The 6000-nt window shown below is 64.8% G+C and carries 4 protein-coding genes and 1 pseudogene; 2 read left to right on the top strand and 3 right to left on the bottom strand.

Annotation, left to right across the window (positions count from 1 at the left end; all coding sequences use genetic code 11):
• Positions 1 to 83: 83 nt before the first annotated feature.
• Positions 84 to 1092: pseudogene (locus tag NV1_RS36900) on the bottom strand (ISL3 family transposase); the annotation flags it as partial.
• A 672-nt stretch (positions 1093 to 1764) separates the two neighbouring features.
• On the opposite strand from NV1_RS36900, the gene NV1_RS36895 reads away from it, so the two are divergent.
• A complete protein-coding gene (locus NV1_RS36895) occupies positions 1765 to 2499 on the top strand; it encodes an aquaporin (RefSeq protein WP_067902572.1) in 735 nt (244 codons plus the stop codon).
• Positions 2500 to 3412: 913 nt separating this feature from the next.
• Complete coding sequence (locus tag NV1_RS36885) at positions 3413 to 4504, top strand: GGDEF domain-containing protein (protein ID WP_067902566.1); 1092 nt, start codon at positions 3413 to 3415, stop codon at positions 4502 to 4504.
• 99 nt (positions 4505 to 4603) lie between these two features.
• Here the strand turns inward: NV1_RS36885 and NV1_RS47085 are convergent, their stop codons facing one another.
• A complete protein-coding gene (locus NV1_RS47085) occupies positions 4604 to 5155 on the bottom strand; it encodes a helix-turn-helix domain-containing protein (RefSeq protein WP_373864697.1) in 552 nt (183 codons plus the stop codon).
• A gap of 139 nt (positions 5156 to 5294) precedes the next feature.
• Entirely contained in the window at positions 5295 to 5840 is a 546-nt protein-coding gene (locus tag NV1_RS36875; RefSeq protein ID WP_067902560.1) for a hypothetical protein, read from the bottom strand.
• Positions 5841 to 6000: the final 160 nt, after the last annotated feature.

Genomic DNA, 6000 nt, shown 5'->3' with positions numbered 1-6000 from the left:
AGTTCGATGAGCCCGGCCTCGCGGACCTGTTTCATCCAGCCATCGAGGTCTGCGCCTCGGCGCCGGCTCATGATCGACGCGAATCGTCGCTGACGAAGGTGATCTCGGCAAGGGTCGACCAGGCAAGCCCGGTCTTGCGGGGGCCGCCGCAACTGGTCGGGTTCGGGGATACGGGCGTAGCGTTCGACCGTGTTCAACCCCAGCCCGAGCCGGCGGGAACAGTCGAGCAGCCCGACTTCCTGATCGAGCAGTGCGTGCACAGCGTGCCAACGTTCGAGGGTGGTGGTTTCCCGGACCATGGTCTGTCGTTTCGGGCCTGCGTTCGCCCAGCACCGGCTGTGCGCTGCGACGACGTCGCGAACCGACCGGGCCGGCCCGTGCCACAAATGCCACCGGTCACCGACCTGGATCGCGCCAGGTAGGGCGCGGCGGATCGCTTCGGCGTAGGTGGCCGACCCGTCACGCACCACGACCGCCACTCCCGGATGCTCACTCAGCCACGCTTCCAAGGTGTCAGCCTTGCGGTCGGTGAGCACGTCGAGCCGCTCGTGGGTGACTGGGTCGACCACGACAGTGCCGTACCGATTCCGCCGACGTAACGCGAAGTCGTTCACACTCAACGCCGAAGGAATTGGTTTCTGCTGCAGTGGGATTCGCATCAGCACACGGATCGCGGTATGCCGCGACAGCCGCACCGGCAGCGCGGTCAGGACTCGCACGGCTGCGCGGCCGGCCAGCTCTCGCACCACCGCCCGGACCTGGTTGGTCAGCCTGCCAGTGCGGCGCTGGTACCGCTCCATCACCCCGGGGACCTGCTCCCGGAATGTCCTGTGACACACGGCGTCTGGCACACCAGACGCCGAACACGCACGCGGACGTGCATTAACCTGCCGTCGAACGGCACGTCAGCCAAGTCCGCTGATGGTAGCTGTGGATCTTCTCCGACGCCGCGCCGCAGCGTGGGCAGACTGCTGGACCCGGCGCCGTTCTTGACCAGACGATGAGCCGAGCACCTTCGGCGACCACGTCTTCCACGATCAGTGGCGACAATCCCGAAAACAACAGCCCGCCAACATCATTCGCCTCAACCACTGCGGCATACTGCCGTCACTCAGGCCTCACGCGCCACCGAAAGTGCGCCAGAGCCGGCAGCCGAATATGCGACAGTGCTGTTATTCGGACAGACCCGATCGGTGGCGGTGGCCTGCACCTGTCAACGGGCAGGCGGTGAAGATCGCGTCGATGGTCGTCGTACGCCTTCGTGAGTCGTTGCTGCACTTCGTGAAACGGTCGATCACCACCGAGCGGCCGGTCGCTGCCTTGCATGAAGTGTCCGCTGTCGCCGGCAGGCGGCCGAGGCGCCCCGTATGACAACGGTCGGGAGGAAGTTCGGGTGCGCTGCAACAGTTCTGCGCTGATCCTGTCGGGATCGGCGAGATCGTACATCGCATCGAGGTCGTAGTCCGCGCCCGCAAAGCGCTAGAAACCACGCATCAGCCGGTTACGGGTATGAATGTTGCTGCTCGCGATTCCTGCCCCTCCGTAAGTGCTGTGCGCAACCGACGTGTCCGCCGATCAGCGGACCGATAGTTCGTGCACATGGATATTCGTTGAACACTTTCATCAGCGATGTCGCTGAAACCGGCCGCCATGTTAGCGTGAGAGGCCAGGCGGCGCGACAACCTTCCTGCTGACCGCAATCTTTCAGAAATTCTTCAGCGGCCATGCGGTAGATCGGATCCCACTCGTATTCAGGAGGAGTCGATGAATGCTCGTGCACTGTTCGCAGAATTTCTCGGCACCGCAACCTTGGTCTTCATCGGAGTCGCCGCAGCTACGCTGTCGTTCGGCTTCGAGATCACCGGTGCCAGCAAGTCCGCCGGAGTCGTCGTCACAGCATTGGCTTTCGGTCTGGTAATGGTGATACTCGCTTACAGCATCGGGCCGATTTCCGGTGCGCACATCAACCCCGCCGTCACCATCGGCTTCCTCGCTTCGGGGCGTATCTCGATCGTGCAAGCGATCGGATATTGGGTCGCCCAGTTCGCCGGTGGTATCGCAGGTGCCGCTGTCCTGCGCGGAATATTGAGCGGCGCGAGGGGGTACTCGACATCGGATCAGGGCCTCGGCGCGGATGGTTTCGGCAATGCTTCGATGACGCACCTCGGTGCTGGCGGCGCATTCGTCGCCGAAGTCGTGCTGACATTCATCTTCGTCTCGATGGTGCTCGCTGTGACGTCCAAGACTGCTACCACCGTCGCCTCCAGTCTGACGATCGGCCTCGCGCTGGGTACCGTGCACCTTGTCGGAATCCCACTCACGGGGACATCGGTAAATCCTGCACGGAGCCTCGGGCCGGCTCTCTTCGTCGGCGGTGACGCACTGAGCCAGCTGTGGCTGTTCATCGTTGCGCCGCTCGTCGGCGGGATTGTGGCAGCCCTCGTTATGCTCTACCTGTACCCACGCAAGACCGACTCGGCCGCACAACCTGTAGGTTGAGCGACGCGCGGCGTGTTCCGTACTCAGACGGCCGACACCGCATCGAACGCAGGAACCGCAGCAAGACCGTCAGCCGCCGGATGAGGTGCCTGATTCGCGGAACCGAGATCCACATCTTGTGCCGACATACGTGCGCGCGCCGATGACCCGAACCGACAAGTGAATCCCCTTTCCACCAGATATTTTGCGCGCAGACGAACAGCATCCCGGCTCACCGTCACCGGCGCTTCCATAATCCCGAGACGGCGGTGTCGGAGAAGTTCTTCCGGTCGATGCGGCGTGCGGATGGTCGCTCGTCGAGCAGCGAAGCAGTCACGTTCTGGCTAGACCCTGAACCGAGAGCAGGCCTCGAAGGCGTTCCACCAGCTGGCCGACGCAGGGTGCGACGGCGCCGGCCGGACCATATTGCCGGCTGCCCGAGATCCGGCGGACCTCCCGGTCCTCACCGCGAGCGGTCGCACCGAGCACACGGGTTGCCCGACCAGGCGTCCATCCGCTCGGATTTCAAAGTTGCGGTGGGTCCTGGCGAAGCTCACTGTAAAATGTCTTCTACCAGGCCGAACTCTCGAAGCAGAGGAAGCCTGAGATGAGTTCGGGTATGAACCGAGCGCATCGAGCTCTGGGACCGATCCGACGCCGCCGAATTCGAGAACTGCGGTGACTTCGGGGCGAGCAAGCCCAAGTCGTCCGAGGGCGCGGAAAACATGGTGACAGCCGCCCGGATCGCGGGCTCCACCGGCCAGGCCCCGACCACGGTGCACCCGACGTCTGGGACTCCGGTTGCCACGCGGCGAGCCGGACGAAACTGTCGGTCGCGGGGATGCCGGTGCGTCGCCGTAACAGTACGACGGACATCGCAACCGGCCGACCAGAGCGGCATGAGGGCCTGACTCCTACTCGGTGAGGTGGGATTATGAGCGTCGGATGGCTTGCCGTGCGGAAGTGGTGGCGAGAACCAGCCGACTACCGCTGGCTACTGGCAACGCTCCGGCGTCATTCGGTGTTCGGCGTGATGCAGCTCGTGATGGGCACTACGGGCTTGGGCCTGTCCGTCGTCGCTGTCATGCTTCTCCTGTCATCCGAAGGCCCGCAGGACGTGACGGGCCGGCTCACGATCGAAATCGTCGCCGTTCTTTCGGTGCTGCTGACGCTGCGCTGGTATGTGTTACCGTGGCCGACTGCTTCGGTATCACTGGCGCAGATCGCCGTTTCCGACATCGCCATCACCGCCATCTGTCAGGCGGTAAACCCCCGGGTGGGGATGATCTATGTCACCACCCTGATCTTGACCGGCGGCTATCTGACGCTGTTCCACAGCGCCAAAGCCCTCGCCGCACATGCGGGATGGTCACTGTTGTCTGTGCTGACAGTGACGATGCGAATGGTCCTCGACACCGAGCGGGACAGCGACATACCACTGGCGGTGGCCCTGACGCTGATCATGACCCTTGCCGTCGTATTCGTGCTCCCCACGCTGCACTTCTTCTATTGGGTGCTGCGCACGGACGCGCTGTCGGATCCGTTGACAAATCTGTGGAACCGGCGTGGGCTCGACTACTACCTACCCGCATTGTTCGAGGCCGCTGGGCCGATCTGTGCGATGGTCATCGACCTGGACCGATTCAAGGTGGTCAACGACAACTTCGGTCACCAGGAAGGTGACCGGGTGCTGGTCAGAGCCGCGGCCCGGCTACGCGACACAGCCGGCCCCGCCGCCACCGTCGCGCGCACCGGCGGGGAAGAGTTCACGCTCGTCGACCATTTGGATGCCGTGTCCGCCCGGTCGCTGGCCGAGCGGCTCCGGCGCGCCATCGCGGGCTCGAACGGGGCAACCGCTGCGATTACCGCCAGCATCGGAGTCGCGGTCTTCGACCCGGGCACAGTAGCCGACGGCCGCCCCGCGCCCGAACAACTGCTCGATTACGCCGACACCGCCATGTACCGAGCGAAAGAACGGGGCGGCAACACCATCTTCGTCCGAGAATTGCGCGAACCCCTCGTTTAGACCTTGCCCTCCGGGGTTGCGATTCGCTTGCCGTGCGCTGGATCGGATTGTGCGCATGATGTTCGGCTTTGGTCCTCGGTATACGGGGGATCTGCGCCGCTACAAGGCTCCAGCGACCTGCGCGACAGAAGATGACGCGAAGAACGGGCGGTGACTGATCACACTGGCTTGCCCTGAGGTCTCCAGGGTGAGCTGTTCGGGGTGCGCGGATGGAACAACCTGCGGTGCAACGGGATCACCGATATCAGTCGGGAGACGTTGCGACGGATCCTCGAGGGGGTGTCGTGGCAGGCCACGAAAACAAGCGGCGTGAAGTGCGGGACTGGTGTGCCGGTCATGGCGTGGAGTTGGTGTGATCACCGCACCCATGCGGTGCGGGACGCGGCGATCGGTGATTACGTCCGGTGGCGTAATCAGCACGCGAGACCGATCCGGGACTCCGCAGTCGGCTCGAAGATCCGGCGCCCGGATTACGCGGCCGTTCAGCAGGGCGTCGCGGCCGGATCGGAAGGCGGGGCCGATCACGCTGCCCGAGGATGACCGGTCGAACAGGCTCACCCCCAGTTGGCCCTCGAGCTTCGCAATACGCTTGGACACAGCCTGCTGCGTGAGCCCAGCACCGCCGCCGCATGAGCCCGGCGTGCCGGTCAGGCAGCTGTTCGCCGAAATCGAAGCCCTCGGCCCTGTTGCCCGCGCCTACCTCCGCGACCTGACCGACGAACTGACCGAGCAGCTCGGCTGCCGACACCTGCGTCGGCCGGGCGGATCCGCCCGGCCGACGGGGAGGCGATTACTGCGACAACTCCGCCAGCTCGCGCTGCACCAGCTGATCGTGCTCCGCGGCGTCCGCGGCGGCCCGCTTCGGGTTCCAGCGGCCGGACATCACGAATACACCGGGCAGGAACGCGATCTGAGCCACCAGACACACCCACCACCAGCGCTTCCACTGCACCGGTGAATCGGCGGCGGCCTGCTGCACCTCACTGCCGTGTGCGGACAGATACGCCAGATCGTCGGTGGGTACCGAGGCCACGGCCTGCAGCTGCGAACGCGCTTGTGCCAGTTGCGGTCCCACAGTGGCCGCGATCGCGAGTTGGTCCCGGGGAACCTGTTGGGTGGCGGTCAACCGGACGATCGCCTGGTCCGGCGGGATGCCGAACGCGCGTGCTACCTGACCGACTGCTGCCGCCCCGGCCTGCGCGTCGGCGGGATTGGCGGCCAGCGCCGTCAACGTGGCCGGATCGATGGCTTGCAGCGTGGCCAGCTCCTGCGGATACCGGGCGTTCAGTGCCAAGGTGGTCCCGATGTCCGCGGGTGACGCCCCGGTCAGCTTCACCAGCGCCGCTACCTGAGTCTATTTGTTCCCGATCGGTAAGAGCTACTGGTTGGGCTTTTGGTGCTGTTACCCCGGGCGACTTTTGCGCCGGCTTTTCGATACCGCCGTTTTCGATAGCTCCCGCTACCTTCGAGCCAACCGCGCCGATCGGCCGGGACGG

Source organism: Nocardia vaccinii NBRC 15922, from assembly GCF_001613305.1.
GTDB classification, from domain to species: Bacteria; Actinomycetota; Actinomycetes; order Mycobacteriales; family Mycobacteriaceae; genus Nocardia; species Nocardia vaccinii.
Note: the sequence above shows the minus strand (reverse complement) of the source record. Positions and strands in the feature narration are given on the sequence as shown.